The following is a 19,704-nucleotide window of genomic DNA, read 5'->3' as shown; positions in this document are numbered from 1 at the left end:
ATAATATTTAACAGGTCCAAACGCGAAAAAGGTTGACATATGAGTGACATCAAACTCTTCAAAATCAACGGAACCATTGCCGAACTGGAAGGTAAATCCGTCGCCCTTGAACGTTCGCTGCAAACTCTGCTGGAAAAAAATCTGGAAACCTTCCTCGGCGTTCGCTTTCTTGCTTCGGAATACTCCACCGGCCATACCCACCGTGGCCGGATCGATACCTTGGGCATTGATGAAAACGGCTGCCCGGTGATTATCGAGTACAAACGTACTTTGAATGAAAACGTCATCAACCAAGGCCTCTTTTATCTCGACTGGCTACTGGACCACAAGGCGGAATTCGAGCTGCTGGCGCTGGACAGATTCGGTAAGGAGACACGGGATAACATCGAATGGAGCACGCCGCGCCTGCTCTGCATTGCCGGAGATTTCACCCGCTACGACATTCACGCGGTGCAGCAGATCAACCGCAATATTGAGCTGCTGCGCTACAAAAAATTTGCCGATGAACTGTTGCTGCTGGAGCTGGTCAATGCCGTGACCGCCGGGGAAACTACGGAGCAGAAAACAACGGAACCTGGGGCCGCAAACAGTAAGAACCGTTACAAAACGGTTTCTGATTATCTTAACCAGGCATCCGGCGAACAACGCAGCCGTTATGAGGCACTGGAAACGTTTTTGCTCGCTCTGGGTGATGATGTACAGAAGAAAGTTTTGAAATTCTACATTGCCTTTAAACGGATCAAAAACTTTGCCTGTGTTGAGGTTCACCCGCAAAGCGGCAATATCCTGGTCTTTTTAAAGGTTGATCCGCAGTCCCTCGGGCTGGAAGCTGGGTTTTCCCGTGATGTGTCAAACATTGGTCATTTCGGCACAGGCAACCTTGAACTGACCATCCGTAATGACGCCGATCTTGAACGCGCTAAGTATTTGATTCAACAAAGCTATGAGATGAGCTGATGATTTTGGTGCCAGGAGTTTTTAATCATGCTTGAAACGTTGGAGGTATTGCGGAACAGTTTGGGTAAACAATTTGATCATCTTAGTCAGGAGGCCAGACTGATTCTGGTTACGGCCCAGATTGAGAAAACCGTTGATCACAGCCGTATGATCGGCATGATGGATATTCGTCCCCATGATTTAACATCCAGAGGTTCGGGGGTTCGCAGCGAAGGTCTGGGGGATAGCTCTGGGGGATAGCTCTGGGGGGTCGGGGGATTTGCAATTGAAAGCCGCGCCGGTTGCAACTAAGAAAAGAGCGCCAACAACGGAAATGGAGCGGGTCATTTTAGCTCTATGCGCTCAATCTCCTCTGACCTTGGAGCAGTTCATCGTTTGCTGAATCGTTCTATGGAGGTTTTACGTAAAGATTATCTGCAACCGATGGTGAAAACGAAAAAATTGCGTTATCGCTATCCGACGAAACCGAACCATTCCGAGCAAGCCTGTATCACAGTGAAGGAGGGGCAAATCGAACAACTTTGTCTTGACTGGTTCCAAGAGGGGGGGATGGCTCCACGCCTTTGGGCCGGATATTGCCCCGGATGGTGACAGCCCGAATCGCAAATATTCCATCCTCAGTTACACGTTGGAGTTCAAGAACACCGCACTGAAAGAGATCGGCTTTAAGCACCGAGAGAGTGGGCTGATTGTTCAGGCGCTGAAGGCCCTGGGCAAGGAACGGATCACTTCCGAGGTGATTGAAAAGATCCGCAACCAGATCGCGTCGGAGAAGTGCGGAAAGATACTAAAGGAAACCACAACTGTCACCGGTTGGGTTTACGATGCCATAAAGCAGATTTGCCGGGAGGGGTGAATTGTGGGGCAATTTAGCGAATACATTGTTTTTGTGGACGAAAGTGGCGACCACGGCCTGAAGACCATTGACCAAAACTACCCTGTGTTTGTGCTGGCTTTTTGCATTTTTCGTAAAGTCGATTATGCCGACGGGTTGGTACCTACATTCAAGCATTTTAAATTTAAGCATTTCGGCCACGATCAAGTTATCTTACACGAAACTGACATCCGCAAAGATAGAGGTGATTTTTCTATCCTGAAAACTCGTGAGAAAAAAGAGGCGTTTTTAAACGAGCTGACCGATATTGTTGCGGCAACTCAATTCGCATTCATTGCATCTGTTATTCGAAAGGAACCTTTGCGTGAAAAATATACGAATCCAGAAAATCCGTATCATCTCGCTTTAGGATTCGGACTTGAAAGGATTTTCTATTATTTGCGTGGAGTCGGTGCTACGGAACAGAAAACCCACATTGTTGTGGAAAAACGCGGATCGCAAGAAGACTCAGAGTTGGAATTAGAATTTCGTCGAGTTTGTGATGGGCAAAATAGACATCGATGTGCTCTGCCTTTCGAGGTGGTTTTTGCTGACAAGAAAAGTAATTCAGCAGGACTACAAATGGCAGATTTGATTGCACGACCTATCGGGATGAGGATATTGCGTCCAGAGCAACCGAACCGTGCCTACGACACCATTGAGAACAAATTTTATAGGAACGGTAGAGGGCGGTTTGATGGTTGGGGGCTAAAATGCTTCCCCTGAAAAAACAAAAGGCCCCAACGTATCCGCTGAGGCCAACTGTCGACCGGGAATCCCCAGTCCTTAAGGCAAACTCTACCGGCAATGCGTATTGTTGTCAATCAATGAATTCAGTTCCAGGGGGGAGCTCATCCAATGATTACTGAAGACCAGCTTGAACAAATTTGTCTGGACTGGTTCTGTGCCGGTGGCTACGACTACGCCTTTGGCCCTGACATTGCCCACGATGGCGATACGCCGGAGCGCAGCGACTATCAGGAGGTTGTCCTGAGAGGTCGCCTGCTCACCGCTCTGCAAAAGATCAATCCGCATATCCCCCTTGAATCTTTTGAAGATGCCGCCGAGACCATTACCAAGCCCGAATCCCCGGTGATGATCCACAACAACCGCGCCTTCCATAAACTGCTTCTTGAGGGGGTGCCGGTCGAATTCCGTGATGGTGATGAAATCCGGACCGATCAAGTGTTTCTCATCGACTTCCACAATGTCGAACGCAATGAGTTTCTGGTGGTCAATCAGTTTACCGTGGCTGGGACTAAACAATTGCGTCGCCCGGATATTGTCGTGTTTATCAACGGGCTGCCGATTTCCGTGATTGAGCTGAAAAATCCTGCCGACATTCATGCTGATATCTGGAAAGCCTATGACCAGTTGCAAACCTACAAGGAGGAAATTTCCGATTTGTTTGTCTGCAACGAGGCGTTGGTGGTCTCCGATGGTTTGACTGCCCGCATTGGTTCGCTCACCGCCAATAAAGAACGTTTTATGCCTTGGCGGACAATTCGCAATGAGGATGACAAGCCGCTACTCGAATATGAACTGGAGAAAGTGGTCAAGGGCTTCTTTGATCGCGAGCTGCTGCTCGATTATCTGCGTTACTTCATTCTGTTCGAATTGGACGATGGCAACCTCATCAAAAAGATTGCCGGTTATCATCAGTTCCATGCTGTGCGCGAAGCGGTGCGAGTAACACTGATCGCCTCGGCTCCGGCGCAAAAGTTTGAAATCTCCGATCAACGGGCCACGTACGGCAAAGAAGTTCAACCCGGATCGCGCAAAGCCGGGGTGGTCTGGCATACCCAAGGATCGGGCAAGAGCATCACCATGTGCTGTTACGCCGGGAAGCTGTTGCAGCAGCCGGAGATGAACAACCCGACCATTGTTGTCGTCACTGACCGTAACGATCTCGACGGTCAGCTCTTTGAAACTTTTGTCGGTGCCAAGGAATTACTCAGGCAGACACCTGTCCAGGTGGACAGTCGAACCGATCTGCGCGATGAACTGGCAGCACGACCATCGGGCGGGATCATTTTCACTACGGTGCAGAAATTTTCGCTGCTGGAAGGGGAGGAGGCGCATCCCATCCTGAGCTCCCGCAGTAATATTGTGGTTATCAGTGACGAAGCGCACCGCAGCCAATACGGTTTTAAAGCACGACTCGATACCAAGAGCGGTCAGTATATCTACGGTTTTGCCAAACATATGCGTGACGCCATCCCCAATGCCTCGTTCATTGGCTTTACCGGTACGCCTATTTCTCAGGAAGATAAGGACACCCGTGCGGTGTTCGGCGATTACGTCAGCATTTACGACATCCAGGATGCAGTTGATGACAAGGCCACAGTGCCGATCTATTTTGAGTCACGCTTGGCCAAACTCGACATCAACCGTGCCGCGATTGAAGAACTGAACGATGAGGTCGAGGATGTTATTGAGGATGAGGAGGATGTCAGACAGCGCGAACGCACCAAGAGCAAGTGGGCGACGCTGGAAAAACTGGTGGGAGCGGAGCCGCGGTTAAAAGAGGTTGCCGAAGATTTGGTGCACCATTTTGAGGCGCGCACCAGTGTGGTCGAAGGCAAAGGCATGATCGTCTGCATGAGCCGTGAGATTTGCGTGCATCTTTACAATGAGATCATCAACTTGCGGCCAGATTGGCATGACCCCGACCCGGAGAAGGGTGCGATCAAGATCATCATGACCGGTTCGGCAGCCGACCGGCCCCTGTTGCAACCGCACATCTATAACAAGACGACCAAGAAGCGGCTGGAGAAGCGTTTTAAGGACGCCAAGGATGGCCTGAAACTGGTCATTGTGCGTGACATGTGGCTGACCGGTTTCGACTGCCCGAGCTGCCATACCATGTATGTCGACAAACCGATGCGTGGCCACAACCTGATGCAGGCTATCGCCCGTGTCAACCGGGTATTCAAGGACAAACCGGGTGGTCTGGTGGTGGATTATATCGGCATTGCCAACGAACTGAAGCAAGCCCTAAAGGTTTATGTCAATGCCCAAGGGAAAGGGGCACCGACCTTGGCAGCGGAAGAGGCGCTGGCCGTGCTGCTGGAAAAACTATTGCGCGACACCATCAAGGCCAGAACCCGCAACAATGTGGTGATGGAGCAGAAATTCAGCGAACGCCTGCTGGCCACGCTGAATCGCTACCACGCGCGAGCCATCGAGACCGCTCAGGTGATCGAAGAACTAATCCAGATGGCTAAGGATTTTCAAAATGCACTCAAACGCGACGAGGAGTTGGGCCTGAATTCCGACGAAGTGGCTTTTTACGACGCTCTGGCCAACAACGAAAGCGCGGTGCGGGAATTGGGTGATGAGATCTTGAAAAAAATCGCGGTGGAGATCACTGAAAAACTGCGCAACAGTACTTCGGTTGATTGGCAGGTGAGAGAGAGCGTGCGAGCAAAATTGCGGAATCTGGTGAGGCGGACATTGCGCCGTTATAAATACCCACCGGATAAGCAAGAGGATGCGGTGGATTTGGTGTTGAAACAGGCTGAAGTTCTCTGCTCTGGCTGGTCGAGCTGATATTCCTAAAAACAAAAACGGGAACTCCCAATGTTTGACTGGTTTCGCAACCGTCGCCGCAAAAAACCGACCCAGGCTGTTTTTCCACCTGCATGGGATGACATTATCCGTCGTAATGTGGCTCATGATGCTATGCTGACTGACGCCGAGCGTGCCCAATTGCGTGCCCTGATTCAGGTGTTTATCGCCGAAAAACAGTGGGAGGGTGCGGGTGGCCTGGAGATTGACGACGAAATTCGCGTGACTATTTCGGCCCAGGCGTGTCTGCTGCTTTTGGGGCTGCCCCACAATTATTATCGAAATGTTCAATCTATCATCGTTTATCCAACGACGGTTGTGCCACCACAACGTACACCGGGCTTTTTTGAACGGCCGAGTATTCAGGCAGACCGTCAGTCGCCGATTCTTGGCCAGGCTTTTTTACAGGGGCCGGTCATTATTATCTGGGATGCGGCGCTGCGTGAAGGTCGCCATCCGGAATCGGGCCACAATGTGATATATCACGAATTCGCCCATAAACTGGATATGCTCGACGGCACGGCCGATGGCACGCCGCCTTTGAGCAACCGGGACGAATACCGCGACTGGATTGACATCTGCTCCCGTGAATATCTTCGACTCAAGAACGATGCCGATAGGGGCAAGAAATCATTCCTCAATGCCTATGGGGCCACCAACGAGGCGGAATTTTTTGCTGTGGCCACGGAGCAATTCTTTGACCAGCCTCGTGCGCTGATCAAACAGGCGCCGGATCTATATCGTGTGTTGCAGGAATACTATCAACAAGATACCTACCAACGCTTAATTTCATCCCGTCGATAATCCTTCCCCTTAGCGAAAAAACACCTCCAATCCGACTGCCTGCCGCTCCGCCAGATCAGGAATGCGGTGACGTTGCCAGCGCTTGACCAGCGGAAACATCCAGCCGGTGAGGGGGATGAGCAGGAAGCGGTCGAGCAGGCGGTAGCGCGACTGGTTGCGCAGGATGATGCCGAAGAACAGTCCGGTGGTGATCCAGCGAATGCGGAATGGCGAGAAGTCGCATTCGACGAGAAAGCCTTTGGGGTGTTTGTTGTGATATTTCTTGAGTCGGGTGCAGACTTTTTTCTCCCGTTTGTTGCCGGCTTTGCCGAGATAAAAGCGGCGCAAGGCGTAGAGCAGTTCAAAGGTGTCGGCGGCAAGGATCAGTTGTTGTTGATTTTTGCTGAGTTTTTTTGTCAGGGTGCGCAGTTGGCGGATGTCGCTGCGCAGCAGTTTGTCGTTGATGCGCACCTTTTTGCTGTTGCCCATGAAGGTACGAAATACCAGACGCAGGGCGCGATTGACGAGGATGGTATCCCAGAAAATCCACAGGAGCGGTGGTACGCGTAGGCGGCGAAACCACAGAGACTGACGGGCAAACGGGTCGAAGTACCAGATTTGGTCAATGAGTTTGTCGTACAGTTGAACCAGTTCGATGAGGGTATCCTGGTCTTCATTGGGGAAGCGTTGCTGGCAGTAGGTGCGCAGGATGTCATCGGCGGTGTTGTTGCTGGTGAAAAGCTGGAGCGTAGCGACGGTGTTGAGTTCATTCCATGGGGAGGAATCGTTGAGAAAGGTCAGACGCTCAAAGTGGGACCAGCCGCCGGTCTGACACCACACGGAGATGCCGCGCAGCAGTGGGTTGTCGGCCAGTTGGTCGCGATATTCTTGATATTGTCGGCCAATATAGGCGGGAAACACGCCAAAGCCTTCGTATTCACGTCGGGCCTGAAATTCGACGATGTGGGGATGTTGCGAATGGGTGATCCGCTCGTTGAGGGGCAGATAGCGGAAAAAATCGGCGCTGGCGTATTTGCGTGATACGACAAAGGAGGGGGAGTCAATATCGCCGAAGGCGACCTTTTCTGTGGCTTCATTCCAGATAATATCTCCCACCCGAAATGCGCCGAGTCCCCAGGTGCGAAAAATTAGGGTTTTCCCGTGGGACTCAAACACGGGCAACACCTCTTTGAGCCAGCGGTTGCACTGACGCGGTGAGCGGATCACCATGCGGCTTTTGAACAGTGAGGTGACGTCGACGCCGTCGGATTCGCCGATGCGGGTGACGATGCCGGACACTTCGGGAAATAGATCAAACAGACGTTCAACCGCCTCGGCAAACAGCTCGCGCATTTTGGCGTCGCGCCGTTTGGTATGGCTTTCGATAAAACGGTTCCAGAATATGATGTCGGTGGTGATGTAGATGGCCAGACCGGCATCCTTGGCAATGGCAAATACTTGCCGGAAAAACTCTTGATACGAATGAACCGTGCGGCTGAGCATGTAGGGGTAGAAATCGAACAGAGTCAGGTGGGCCAGGTCATCAAAGGTGATGGCGGTGTAGCCGATGTCGCGCACTTTCTGGCAGTAGCGGGTCAGGGCGTCGAGGATGGTTTGTTTGAGATTGTCATCAATGCGGCCGTGTTTTTGAAGTTCGGTCAACGGCGCTTTGGACCAGTTTTTTCGTTGGCCATCCTGAAACGGGGTAAAGAAGGGTGCGGAGCCATCGATGAGCAGTAAGTCGCGTTGTTGTGTGGTCATGGTCTTTTTTTAAAGCTTCATGATGTTGGGTGCCGTGCGATTCACACGGCAAGTGACAGATAGAACGGAAACCAGATCATGCCGATTAGAGTGGTGTAGGAGACCACGGCTGCGGCAAACTCTTTATCCAACCCCTCCATGGTGGCAAAGGCCAGGGTGTTGACACCGCTGGGGGCCGACGCCATCATCACCACAATATGCCGCATCATTCCGTCAATTCCCATCAGGTGAACACACAGCTGGGCCAGAACAAAGCCAAGCCCCATGCGTAATACGATGACACTGGCCAAGGAACCGAGGCGGACCAAATGCGGCCGAAAGGCAATGCCGAGAGCCAGCATCACCACCGGGGTGGTCATGTTACTGAGCAGCGTAAACCAGTTGATGATCAATGACGGCAGGGCCGTGTGGGTAACATTGAGGGTTAAGGCCACGATCAGGGACAACAGCGGTGGTGACAGGAGAAATTTCGTCAGCAGTTGGCGATGGTTACTGCCGCTTTGGCCATGCCGACAGGCCAGATAGTAGACGAAAGTGAACACCATCAGGCCGGTGCCAAAGTCAAACAGCGAGGCAATGGCCATCCCCTCGGCACCATAGGCCGACAGTACATAAGGGAAGGTGAAACCACCGTTCATGACCAGTATGCCGATGTAAAACACCCCTAACGTGGTGCGGGGGAGATCGAGAATCGGCGCGATCCCTTTACCGATGACAAAGGTGATCAGAATGATGGCGGCGGACAGACCGGGTAAAAACAGCAGGCTTGGGCGTAAGTGCATGGTGCTGACCGATATCAGAATCAGGGCAGGCAGACACAGGTAAAAGAACAGTTTGAGCAGGATGTCGGCATCCTGTGCGGCAAACACCCGCCATGCTCTCAAAACCACCCCTAAGGCAAAGGTGAACACCAATGGAAGGATGGCCGTAATGAGATCAGGCATGAATCAGCGCTCCTGGCTGGTAATGGCGTGAATGTTCGCGTAGTCCTTGTCACTGACTGCAACGATACCGGTGGCATTCTTTTTGTCAAACATGGGCTGCAGGGCTTTTGGTGATGAAAACAGGATGTGGCGGATCTGCTCTTTGACTGGTTCGGGTAACTGACCACGGAAAACAAACGGATCGAAATGGATGGGTTGCGAGCGCCATAAAATCGTCACCTGTTGCGCAGTGACGATCCCTTTACGCACCGCCTCATCCAGACGGGAACTGGAAACAAATGCGGCATCGACCTGATAGTTGACCAAAGCCCGGATCGATCGATCATGAGAACCGGTGTAACTCATGCCGCCAAAGTACGCCGGAAGGGGCGTATTGACCTTTTTTCTGAACTCATAATGGGGAATTACCGAGCCGGAAGTACTTTTCGGGTCGGTAAAGGCAACTTTGCTGCCACGCAGATCGGCGAGCGATGTGACACCATCATCGCTCAGGGTCACCAGCACCGACTGATAATAACTGCCTTCCGGAGTAAACGTGCCTGATTTTCTTTTCAGTGATGCAAAGGCTTCGATGGTGTCATCGCGTTGTTTGGCATAAGCATAGGAGGCTGGACCCAAAATCGCCAGATCGATATCGGCAGAGAGCAGTCCTTCGATGACCGACTGATAGGAACTGACACGTACCACATCGACCGGGCGCTCAAGTCTTTCTTCAAGCAGGTGCAGTAATGGCGTCATTTCATTAATCTGCTGATCGAGGTTCTTCTTCGGGATCATAGCAAAGTGCAATGCTGTGTGATCTGTTGTGTCGGCCTGCAGATTCCCCAACGGCCAGACCAGACAAGCCACGAGAAAACAGATGAAAAAGCCGTGTTTTGTCATGAGTTCTCCTTGAGGGCGGTTTTCAGAGCGCTGTGCCTTACCGTTGACGAACTGGCCAGGCGGGGGTGAAATAACGTCCATTGGGCGCGACCGTTTTCTTTGGACCAGTACATGGCGACATCGGCTTGTAATAACAGAGTCTGGACATCTTCGGCATGTTTCGGAAACATGGCTACGCCGATACTCGGCGTGGTGTGAATCGTTAAGCCGTCAAGGTTGGTATAAGGGCGCGAGAGGGTATGAACAAGTTTCTCCGTGATCTGAAAGGTGTGATCATCACGGGTGATGCCGTCGAGCAAAATGACGAATTCATCGCCGCCGTAGCGGGCAATGATATCGGCTTCGCGCAGTGTGTCGCGCAACCGGTCAGCGACTTTTTTTAACAGCAGGTCACCAATATGATGGCCGTAGGTGTCATTGATCTCTTTGAAACGGTCCAGATCAAGAAACAGTACGGCACAAAGGAGTTCCTTGCGTTTGCTGTAGAGGAGTTGTTTCTGAGCGAGTTCGATAAACAGACGCCGATTGTACAGATTAGTCAGTGGATCACGCGAGGCAGCATCGACGGCTTGTTTGTGTTCATGCTCAAGCTGGTTGATCAACTGTGCGTTTTGTTGGTTCGCTGCGAGCAGGGCCTGCAGATAATGCTGTTTTTGGTGGGCAACCCACACCAGCCAACTGAACCCAACGAGACTGAGCAAGGTGACAACACTGAGAATCATCAATTGCTGACGCCGCCAGTGAGCGTATTTTTGCAGGATTTCATCCTGGTACTGGCTAACGCTGATGGTTAGAGGGTAGGCCGACAGGTGGCGATAACTGGTCAAAACCAAGTGGCTGTGATCCTGATAGGACGCTGTCTTGGTTTGACCGAATTGGCGATTGCTCTGCCAGTAAATGTTAGGGGTGGTAGCAGGTTCAACCACCAGGGCACCTTGCTCAATATGGACCAGGGGTTGTCCGGTAAGGGTTTGGATTCGGATGATTCCGCTATGACCGATCATGACGTCTTGATACAGGTTGAGCAAGTAACCGAGGTCTGCTTCAAGAATCATGGTGATGGAACCAAAACGGTTGGTGGCGATGCGAAAAACCAGCGGGATCTGCCACGGAGCATCAGGCCGCAGCAGTTGAGCATTGAAGATAAAAGGCGTGTCTGTGTCCTGGTGCACCGGGAAAAACGTGGCGAGCAAATTCTGTTGTTCACTGTAATTCGTGCCGGGAGAACTCTGATACAACGGCGTGCCGTTGCGGCTACAGACCAGCATGCGATTGAAAAAATGCTGGCCGGAGAGCAGTTCGGGGATATGATTCAGTTCCGCCGTATCCTGCTCGTCAAGCGCATTGCGGACAATGGTTTTCAAAGGGCGGTGTTCGTCAATGGCTTGGGTGAGGTTTTTACTGATAATAGAGACCAGATTGTGTTGCTCGGTGGTGACGCGATCAAGCAGGGAGCGCCGGTTGGATTGAAGCTGGTTGAGCGTTAAAATCCAGGCGGCCAGTAACAGACACAACCCAAACACGCCAACGGCAACAGGCAAAAAGGAACAGCCTCGTCCCCATGGGCAGGATCCTGAGCTTGTTGAAGACGGCGGGGATGTCGTGGTTGCACGTTGTATCGCCATCTTGTGAAAATGAAAGGCAAGCGAATCCGGTTTCATAAAACCTTGAGTAGTAACGGATATGGGACTTTGTTTGTTATGACAGAATGTTAAAAAGTCCCTTCCGGGGGGCTTTGCAACGACGCAAGCCGAAAATGCGATTTTTCGTCATGCTTACAAAACCAAGAACTTGAAAACCTGTCCTTGATTTTGGTCGCCCCTCCATGGGCTCCACAGTCTGTTTTTCAACAGTCTGATAAAACCAGAAACATGTGAGAAGGGGATTAGAAGAATCCTTTGCCATAAAAAAAGCAGCCGAAAAAGCTGCTTTTTTTATGGTGACGTATTTGAAGTGGCGGATCAGTGTATTTTATCGAACCGACCGTATTCGGCATCGGAGACCATGATGTGCTCTTCGATCCAGTTTTTCATAAAGGCGAGAACTTCAAGGTTGATTTTGGTTTGACCACTGAGATAGTCAACATGCAGCTCACTGATTCGTGCCATAAATCGGGCATGTTCCTGACAGTGTTTTTCATGTTTAGGGAAATGATGCTCTTCCATCCAGACTTCTTCAGCGTGAAAATGATAAATCGTGTAATCGATCAGTTCATTCAATAACCCGCCCATTGAGTCATTGAGCTTACCGGATTCAAAATCTTCGTAAGCTTTGTTGAGCAAAAAGAACAGATGTCGATGGTGGTCGTCGAAAGGGTCGACTCCAGTTAGGAAGCGATCTTTCCATTCAAGTAAAGCCATGGGTTGAAACCTTAGAGAGAAAATATTTAATGTGTTAAAAAAAAACATGAAATTCTAATCTTTTTAAACAGGTAAGGCAAGTTTGAAATGCATTTAAACGTTGAGCTACGGTTTTGCTTCAATAAAACGTGAATATTCCCGATCGGTTCCCAGAATGTGGCTGGAGAGCCAGTTCTTCATGAACGATAACAGCTCTTGAGCCAGGGCTGTGTTCCCGCTGTTGTAGTCTTCACACATCTCTTGTACGCGATTGATGAAATAGTGATGTTCGGCACAGTGCTGTTTGAGTTTCGGATAGTCGAGATTTTTCATCCACACTTCTTCGGCTCTGAAGTGATATTTGGCGTATTCAATTAATTCGACCAGAACCAGACCGAGCTTTTCCTTCTCCAGACGACGGGTAATCTGGTCATGAGTCTTGTTGAGCAGGTCGATAAGGTGCCGGTGGTGATCGTCAAATTGGTCAACATTGACAGCAAAATTCTGGTTCCATTCGATGAAGGCCATAAATCCTCATAGTTGTCAGGTCATTGATAGTCACAGACAGGCAGTTTAGGGGGATTGTCAGCTGATGACAAGTGTATTTGAAGTGTGAACTCTGAAGGTTTTGTCGGGAACGATCTTCAAATTTATTGATGGAAAATAATAAAAATATGGTGGTCGTCAATTGATCTGTAATGTCGAGAGGTTAGGGATGATGAGAACTTTATGACGTAGAAACAGGAGGTTAATGTTGAATTTTTGTTTGACATTTCAAGGGTTGTCGCTCTAAATAGAACTATATTACTCTTGATTGATTCAGGGAGAAACGCCATGATTGACGCGATGAGTAGCGCCATGTCCGGCCTGCAGGCACAGACATTGCGCCTTAATTCCACAGCGAATAATGTTGCCAACAGCCAAACAGAAGGATATGCCCCATCCCAGGTGACTCTTGCGGAAAACGAGCAGGGGGGTGTTCGGGCTCAGTTACAGAAACCAGTCAATGGAACAGGTGATGCTCAAACCGCAGAGAATCAGACCTCGAAAGTTGATCTGGCTAAAGAGATGGTGGATATGATGCAAACCAAACAATTCTATTCTGCCAACTTAAAAACGGTTTCTGTGGCAGATTCCATGTCTGGTGATTTGCTCGATACATTTGCCTGATCCCGATTTTTTCACCTCATCTTTTATAGGCCCCTTCATCATTTGATGGAGGGGCTTTTTCGTGTGTCCTGTCGAACGTGTGTTTCTCAATCTTCATGCCTCATTTTCATTTCCAACTATTACCCTGCACAATTATTATTTATATAAAGATCGGAATATCTGATTTGATTAATTATAAATACTAATGCTATAAGAGAACGAATACTCGAACGTAGAATCGATATTCGTACAACGTGGAACACATGGTCCTCGTACCCAACTCTTTCATCAGGGAGGAATTATGGCGCAATGTCGTGCCTCTGAACAAGAAAACAGTCAAATTGCTATGCGTTTAGCCGGGTTGCTTGAATTTATGGCGCAATCTATGGAGTATCCTGATAAAAGCTGGTTGACGACAGACCATTGGCAATTACTGGTTTCAATCCTCGATGAACTGGGCTGGACAGAAGAGCTGAAAGCATTACCAACCCCTGATGATATCCTTTCTGAACCGGGTCTGACGGCATTACAGGTGGAATATACCCGCCTGTTTATCAACGCGGTTCCCCATGTGATTGCCCCTCCTTACGGTTCAATTTACACCGATTCTGAAGGCATCCTATTTGGCCCCAGTGCCGAAAAGACCAAAGTGTTCTATCGCCAGCAAGGTTATGACTTGCGTGGCCCTAATGATATTCCGGATCATTTGAATCATGAATTGCGGTTTTTATCCCTCATGTTACAAGACGGCAAGTTTTGTGAGACAGAGCAGTTTTTAGCGGAGTTTTTTCGACCGTGGTTTTGTCTGTTTCGCAATCGCGTCGTCGACGAAAGCCGCCATCCGTATTTCCCGGTCATGATGAAATTGATCCATTTCTTCACGAAGGAGGATGAGGAGCATGTCAATCAAGTTAACCCGGCGTAAGTTTTTACAATCGGCAAGTTGCGCTGCAGCGGCCGTGCCATTAGCGCGAATGGCTCAGGCTGAGGAACCTTTTGTGCGCAAGCCCTATGCTGCCCCCGGCAGTTTTGCCGGAACCAAGAGTGTCACCGGCGGTATTTGCGGTATGTGCTTCTGGCGCTGCCAGTTGGTCGGCAAGGTCAGAGACGGCAAACTGGTGAAACTGGAAGGCAACCCAAAGAGTATTGACAACGGTTCGAGTATCTGTGCTCGCGGTAATGCAGGGATTAAGCTGCTGTACGATCCGGATCGGTTGAAATATCCGATGAAAAACATCGGCAAGCGGGGCGCCCCGGTATGGAAGCGCATCTCTTGGGAAGAAGCTCTCGATGAATGTGCCTCGCGCATGAATGCGATTATCGATGACTATGATGAGAGATCCCTGGCCATTTTCCCTCATGGGTCGTCGGCCAAGTATCCCATGGATTATTTTGAATATGTTGTCGGCACACCGAACAACTCAGAGGCATCATTTTTTCAATGCCGCGGTTCTCGCGATATCGCTTATATCCAGACCCTGGGAACGCCTGCCGGGGAAGAAGTGGATATGGCCAATGCCAAAGCGATCTTCATGCTTGGCACCCATTTGGGTGAAAATGTTCACGTTTCCCATCTTAAAAAATACCTCAAAGGTTTGGAGCGTGGAGCTAAGCTGATTGTTGTTGATCCACGCTTTTCCGCTTCAGCGGCCAAAGCCGATATCTGGGTACAGATTAAACCGGGTACGGATACGGCACTGTTGCTGGCCATTATGAACTATCTGGTCAAAGAGGAAAAATACGACAAAGAGTATGTCGAGGATTTTGGTTACGGCTTTGAGGAGTTTTGCGAAAACATCTCCCATGCCACACTGGACTGGGCCGCTAAAATTTGCGATGTTCCCGCCAGTCAGATCAAAGAAGTGGCCGATATGTTGGCGGCCAACGCACCCAATGTCTCGATTCATCCCGGACGCCATTCCAGTTGGAACGGCAACGATTTTCAACGCGAGCGCGGGCTGGGCTGCCTGACCGGGCTTCTTGGCGCCATTGGCGTTAAAGGGGGCTTTGTCAAGCCGAAGAATCCCAAAGTGGGCCGCTGCCGCTGGCCTCATGTGATGAATCCGCATGAAGAGGCACTGCATCATGTGCTGCATAAATATCCGTTTTCCCCACCGGGAACCCCAACGGACCTGATTCGAGAGACTGCGCTGTCGGGCGATCCGTTTCCGATCAAGGGGTTGATTGTCTGGGGGCAGAACCCCATGCAGACCATTCCCGACCCGCAATTGACCATTAAGATGATTGAGCAGATGGATTTTGTCATGGTGTGTGACGTCATGCCGACCGATATCACCATGTATGCTGATATTCTTTTGCCGGAAACCAGCTATCTGGAACGGTATGATTACGTCAAAAAAGGCACCCAATGGGACTACTCTCAGCCGCATCAGCAATATATTTCAGCGCGTGTGCCGCTGGTGTCGCCGACGGCGGCCGATCATGACCGCAAGGATTCGGTCTGGATTACCAATGAGTTGGCCAAACGGATGTATTACGAAGAACATATCCCGGCTAAATCATCCAAAGAGATGGTGGAAACCATTCTTGCCGGGGCCGGGTTGTCGCTGAAACAATTGGAGCAGGAAGACGGTATCCATATTCAGCCGGGTCAGGACCCTTACGACGTGCAATATGACGTTGATTTTCACAACAGTAAAGTTGAGGATGCCGGGTTTCCGGGATCGCCTACTTACATTGAGGTTCCCCAGGCGCCTAAGGGCCATGCACGATTAATTTATGGTCGTGTTCCGGTGCATTCCTTTAATCGTACTCAGAACAATGCCTGGCTGCACAATGAGATTCCACAGAATCCGATATGGATTAATGATGAGGTTGCGGCCGCCATGGGCTTGAAAGATGGCGATGAGATCACCTTGGTCAATGAGGTCGGTATTGAAAGTGCCAGTGCGTCCATCCTTAAGACCACGCCAGGCATTCGTAAAGATGTCATTTTTACTTCCCATGGTTATGGCAGCCGCAATCCGCAACTGTCTGTTGCTGCCGGGGCCGGTATTGATGACAATGCACTGATCAGCAACCGTTCCGTTGACCCGGAAACAGGTACGCACGGCATGCGCAACAGTTTTGTTCGCATCGTCAAACAGGGAAAAACGTTGGATATTCCCGCCTGAGCTGTCGATCATCTTAATTTTAACATAATGGAGGAATCATGAGTCAGTACGCCATGATTATCGATTTGGAAAAATGCATCGGTTGCCATGCTTGCGCCGTTGCCTGCCGCGCTGAATGGGAAGTGCCCATTGGCAAGGATTCGGAAGATCGTGACCAACAACGCAATTGGGTCAAACGTTTGGGTCCGGCAAAAACACCGCACGGCATGTCTTACACGTATTATCCGGGGTTGTGCAACCATTGTAATGAGCCGTCTTGCGTTGAAGCCTGTCCGTATGACATTGAATCACGCACTTTTGTTGACCAAAAGACCGGAAAGAAAGTGACCATGGATGTTTCTGCAACCTGGAAAGATCCGTTTAACGGCACGGTGCAGATCAATAAGGAGGGCTGCTGGGGCTGTGGGGCCTGTGCGGATGCCTGTCCTTATGAAGCTCGCTATGTCAACGAAGAGGGCGACGAACCCAAGGCTGACAAGTGTACATTCTGCGTTGAGCGACTGGCGGTTGGCAAACAACCGGCTTGTGTCCAAACCTGTCTAGCCGGGGCAAGGATTTTCGGTGACCTGTCCGATCCCAATTCCGAAGTGTCCAAATACGTCAAAAAAGGCGCTGTTGGTTTGGAATCATCGGCGGTCAAAATTGGTCCGAACGTGCGTTATTTCGGCAACAAGCGGGATATGTCTCTGCTGACAACAACCTGCACACCGCTGACTATGCCGGTGGCCGATGTCAACATGCGCCGTCTGTTGATGGGACGTCTGGCAAAATCGACGTTTAAAGGGGTCAAGAACTTCGCTCTGATCGGTATGGCCGGAAGTTTCTTGATCAAGGATTCTGAACAGGATCAGGATTCGCAGGAGTAACCTTTTTTTACAAACCCAAGCAAAAGGCGAGTCGGAATTTTCCGGCTCGCCTTTTGTCGTCTCATTTGTATGACATGCTTACATGGTCAACATGGGTGGGCGAGGGCCGCTGTTTTCGCTGACTTTGAATTTCTTCAACATCTCACGCATCTGTGCTGCCTGACTGGACAGTTCTTCCGCTGCAGCAGCGCTCTCTTCCGCCGTGGCCGTATTTTGCTGAGTCACTTTATCAATCTGTGACAAACCCACTGTAACCTGTTCAATACCCTGGGCCTGCTCATTACTGGCAATGGCAATTTCTTCTAACAACGTTGAAACTTTAGTGGTGCCAGACATGATCTCTTTCAAGGCCTCAGAGGTCTGCTGAGCAATCTGCGAACCGCGTTCGGTGAGTGATGTCGATCCTTCAATCATCTCAGCGGTTTCTTTGGCCGCTTTAGCACTACGGGCAGCCAAGTTACGCACCTCTTCGGCAACGACGGCAAACCCTTTACCATGCTGACCGGCGCGGGCAGCTTCAACCGCTGCGTTTAAGGCTAATAAGTTGGTCTGGAAGGCGATCTCATCGATCACTTTAATGATTTTTGAGATGTTCTGACTCGATTCATTGATCGCACCCATGGCTGAAACCATCTCATCCATTTGCGTGTCACCGTTTTCAGCCGATTTCTGCGCATCACTGGCCAACTGGCTGGCAGCATTGGCATGTTCGGCACTATCTTTAACCTTGCCGGACATTTCGTTCATCGATGCGGTGACTTCTTCTAACGAACTTGCCGATTCCGTGGCACCCTGAGACAGTGCCTGGCTGGCGTCAGACACCTCACCGGAACCGGCAGCGATCTGTTCACCAGCGGTTTGAATGCCGCCAACCATCTCCCGTAAGCCTTCCAACATGGTTTTTAAGGCATGGCCGAGTTTGTCGTTGGGAGAGGAGATGGACACCTCTTGTGTCAGGTCCCCTTCGGCGATGGCTTCGGCCAGTTCGCTGCGTGATTGCAGGCTGTGAGCCATGCCGATCAGCACAGATCCCAACTCGGTGATCTCATCTTTGGCCTGATAGGCTTTACATTCGCGGCAATCCTGATGGGTGCCGTCAGTGAGATGCTTACACACCGGATTGGCACCAAACGAACCGGTTTCTACCCAGCAATGGCCCTCTTTGCCGTAGGAAGGGCAGTCTTTTTGACCACAGTTGAACATGTCAGAACAGTTGATGGCATCGCCCAGCGGCAGATCCTGGTCGCTGGTATCGCCTTTACCATATTTTTCAACAACGGAAAACGCGCGATGAAGAGGCTTGGTGATACTGCGTGAAATAAAGTACCCTAACGATAAGCCGAGAATCAGGGCAATGACACCGATGGCAATAATCTCTTTACGTGTCATAACTGCAGTGCTGATCATCACGGTGTCAGACATAATATTGGCCTGCACGACTTTATCCATGTCGTGCATTAGTTTTTGCACGTCAACAAGATGTTGTTGGGTCTCTTTGCTGAAAATAAGCTGTGCCTGTTTCTGACCGGAAAGAGCATCCGCCGCCAGTTTTCCGGCTTGGCGCAACAACACGCGGGTTTGGTATAAGGTGGGGGTGATCTCGTCATTAAACAAAGTAATCGCCCGCTGCTTGTTCCCTTGGCGAAGCAACTCGGCAATGGCTTTACCACTGTGATGCAGTTGTTGATGGGGCTCTTTCAGGGCCTCGAGCAGTTCACCGATTTCAGGATGATCGCGTCTGGTTTCTTCGGCCTTTTGGCCGTAGAGAAACTTGCCAAAGCCGCACTGTGTCGGATCAAACTGAACGTTGAGATCTTTATCTCCCGTAATAATCGCCTGTTGAACCTTATTGACCCAGGAAACATGGTCCATCTCTTTTGCCGTGAGAAATTGCGGCAGTTGCGCATCGGCGGTTTTGTAGACCTGTTTGATTTTTTGAGCAGATTCATGCAGGTGCTGATGAGGCAGCTCAATCTTTTTAAGATCCTCTTTCAGCCCCGGAACAAGAGCTTCTGCTTCCTGGCGTCCTGAACCATACAACCATTTGCCTAATGCACATTGCGTATGATCAAGCTGGACAGTCAGTTCATCGACATGAGGATCGGTAAGGAACAAAGACACTTGTTTTGACCAGTTGAGGTGGTCGACTTCACGTGCTAGCAATTCACCACGTAAACGGTTACCAGCAGCCATTTCTTCGCCGTTATGGACAGTGGTCGATAAGCCACTGATACTGATGACAACAGATATTGCGAGCAGTAGTAGCAGCAATCCGATGAGAAGGAGCAATTTAGTGTCAATTTTCAGTTTTCTAAACATAATGCAATCTCCGTCACGCTTTTAAAGGCTCCCTTCGGCCACTCTTAAGTCTAATAATTCACTAACATTAAATTAAGATGGTACTTATAGGATAGATGGACAAAAAAATGAAGCTAATAATGATTA

17 protein-coding genes are annotated in these 19,704 nt (G+C 50.2%); 10 read left to right on the top strand and 7 right to left on the bottom strand.

Translation table 11 applies throughout. The features are described 5' to 3' along the window. The first annotated feature begins 39 nt into the window (after window positions 1-39). From DACE_RS05165 to DACE_RS05140, 6 genes are all read left to right on the top strand, one after another. Window positions 40-957, top strand: coding sequence for a DUF5655 domain-containing protein (locus tag DACE_RS05165; protein ID WP_005998954.1), 918 nt, complete (start codon window positions 40-42; stop codon window positions 955-957). Window positions 958-984: 27 nt separating this feature from the next. Next, complete coding sequence (locus DACE_RS05160) at window positions 985-1,197, top strand: hypothetical protein (RefSeq protein ID WP_040366273.1); 213 nt, start codon at window positions 985-987, stop codon at window positions 1,195-1,197. A 286-nt stretch (window positions 1,198-1,483) separates the two neighbouring features. Next, window positions 1,484-1,813, top strand: coding sequence for a DUF6088 family protein (locus DACE_RS05155; RefSeq protein WP_005998952.1), 330 nt, complete (start codon window positions 1,484-1,486; stop codon window positions 1,811-1,813). A 3-nt stretch (window positions 1,814-1,816) separates the two neighbouring features. Next, on the top strand, window positions 1,817-2,557 hold the full coding sequence (locus DACE_RS05150) for a DUF3800 domain-containing protein (RefSeq protein WP_005998950.1): 741 nt from the start codon (window positions 1,817-1,819) through the stop codon (window positions 2,555-2,557). A 135-nt stretch (window positions 2,558-2,692) separates the two neighbouring features. Next, on the top strand, window positions 2,693-5,383 hold the full coding sequence (locus tag DACE_RS05145; protein WP_040366324.1) for a type I restriction endonuclease subunit R: 2,691 nt from the start codon (window positions 2,693-2,695) through the stop codon (window positions 5,381-5,383). A 30-nt stretch (window positions 5,384-5,413) separates the two neighbouring features. Next, a complete protein-coding gene (locus DACE_RS05140) occupies window positions 5,414-6,205 on the top strand; it encodes a M90 family metallopeptidase (protein WP_005998945.1) in 792 nt (263 codons plus the stop codon). Window positions 6,206-6,214: 9 nt separating this feature from the next. On the opposite strand, the gene DACE_RS05135 is transcribed toward DACE_RS05140, so the two are convergent. From DACE_RS05135 to DACE_RS05110, 6 genes are all read right to left on the bottom strand, one after another. Beyond that, window positions 6,215-7,945, bottom strand: a complete 1,731-nt coding sequence (locus DACE_RS05135) for a hypothetical protein (RefSeq protein ID WP_005998941.1) — start codon at window positions 7,943-7,945, stop codon at window positions 6,215-6,217. A gap of 41 nt (window positions 7,946-7,986) precedes the next feature. Next, complete coding sequence (locus tag DACE_RS05130; RefSeq protein ID WP_005998938.1) at window positions 7,987-8,889, bottom strand: AEC family transporter; 903 nt, start codon at window positions 8,887-8,889, stop codon at window positions 7,987-7,989. Window positions 8,890-8,892: 3 nt separating this feature from the next. Beyond that, window positions 8,893-9,771: a phosphate/phosphite/phosphonate ABC transporter substrate-binding protein gene (locus DACE_RS05125; RefSeq protein WP_005998936.1), complete on the bottom strand. Its 879-nt coding sequence runs from the start codon at window positions 9,769-9,771 to the stop codon at window positions 8,893-8,895. Continuing rightward, entirely contained in the window at window positions 9,768-11,312 is a 1,545-nt protein-coding gene (locus DACE_RS17080; RefSeq protein ID WP_050769971.1) for a diguanylate cyclase, read from the bottom strand. The genes DACE_RS05125 and DACE_RS17080 overlap by 4 nt, the downstream gene beginning before the upstream one ends. 420 nt (window positions 11,313-11,732) lie before the next feature. Then, window positions 11,733-12,131: a bacteriohemerythrin gene (locus DACE_RS05115; RefSeq protein ID WP_005998933.1), complete on the bottom strand. Its 399-nt coding sequence runs from the start codon at window positions 12,129-12,131 to the stop codon at window positions 11,733-11,735. A 105-nt stretch (window positions 12,132-12,236) separates the two neighbouring features. Then, complete coding sequence (locus DACE_RS05110; RefSeq protein ID WP_005998930.1) at window positions 12,237-12,638, bottom strand: bacteriohemerythrin; 402 nt, start codon at window positions 12,636-12,638, stop codon at window positions 12,237-12,239. 306 nt (window positions 12,639-12,944) lie between these two features. On the opposite strand from DACE_RS05110, the gene DACE_RS05105 reads away from it, so the two are divergent. From DACE_RS05105 to DACE_RS05090, 4 genes are all read left to right on the top strand, one after another. Next, complete coding sequence (locus DACE_RS05105; RefSeq protein WP_005998929.1) at window positions 12,945-13,280, top strand: flagellar basal body rod C-terminal domain-containing protein; 336 nt, start codon at window positions 12,945-12,947, stop codon at window positions 13,278-13,280. 280 nt (window positions 13,281-13,560) lie between these two features. Next, window positions 13,561-14,184, top strand: coding sequence for a TorD/DmsD family molecular chaperone (locus DACE_RS05100; RefSeq protein ID WP_005998927.1), 624 nt, complete (start codon window positions 13,561-13,563; stop codon window positions 14,182-14,184). After that, on the top strand, window positions 14,159-16,393 hold the full coding sequence (locus DACE_RS05095; protein WP_005998925.1) for a molybdopterin-containing oxidoreductase family protein: 2,235 nt from the start codon (window positions 14,159-14,161) through the stop codon (window positions 16,391-16,393). The genes DACE_RS05100 and DACE_RS05095 overlap by 26 nt, the downstream gene beginning before the upstream one ends. 38 nt (window positions 16,394-16,431) lie before the next feature. Then, window positions 16,432-17,259: a 4Fe-4S dicluster domain-containing protein gene (locus DACE_RS05090; protein ID WP_005998924.1), complete on the top strand. Its 828-nt coding sequence runs from the start codon at window positions 16,432-16,434 to the stop codon at window positions 17,257-17,259. A gap of 78 nt (window positions 17,260-17,337) precedes the next feature. On the opposite strand, the gene DACE_RS18805 is transcribed toward DACE_RS05090, so the two are convergent. Next, window positions 17,338-19,578: a methyl-accepting chemotaxis protein gene (locus tag DACE_RS18805; protein WP_005998922.1), complete on the bottom strand. Its 2,241-nt coding sequence runs from the start codon at window positions 19,576-19,578 to the stop codon at window positions 17,338-17,340. Between the last annotated feature and the right edge of the window lie 126 nt (window positions 19,579-19,704).

Source organism: Desulfuromonas acetoxidans DSM 684 (assembly GCF_000167355.1).
Lineage (GTDB): Bacteria > Desulfobacterota > Desulfuromonadia > Desulfuromonadales > Desulfuromonadaceae > Desulfuromonas > Desulfuromonas acetoxidans.
The sequence above is the reverse complement of the archived record's forward strand: the minus strand, read 5'-3'. Positions and strand labels throughout refer to the sequence as shown.